The 272-nt window shown below is 50.0% G+C and carries 1 pseudogene; it reads left to right on the top strand.

Annotated features, from left to right (window positions below):
- A pseudogene (locus AB4585_RS24660) lies at positions 1-272 on the top strand (aconitate hydratase B); the annotation flags it as partial.

Here is a 272-nt window from a genome sequence, read left to right as displayed (position 1 = left end):
TTCCCTGCAGGTTCTGGTCTTGTGGCCTTTGCTGCGGCAACGGGCGTTATGCCACTGGATATGCCTGAGTCTATCTTGGTGCGCTTTAAGGGCGATATGAAGCCGGGTATCACACTGCGTGATCTGGTTCATGCGATTCCGTATTACGGCATCAAGCAAGGTCTACTAACGGTTGAGAAAGCGGGTAAGATCAATGAATTCTCTGGTCGTGTTCTTGAGATTGAGGGTGTTGAACACCTAAGCGTAGAGCAGGCATTTGAGCTATCTGATGC

It is taken from the genome of Vibrio sp. 10N.222.49.C9 (genome assembly GCF_041474985.1).
Taxonomy (GTDB): domain Bacteria; phylum Pseudomonadota; class Gammaproteobacteria; order Enterobacterales; family Vibrionaceae; genus Vibrio; species Vibrio crassostreae_C.
Note: the sequence above shows the minus strand (reverse complement) of the source record. Positions and strands in the feature narration are given on the sequence as shown.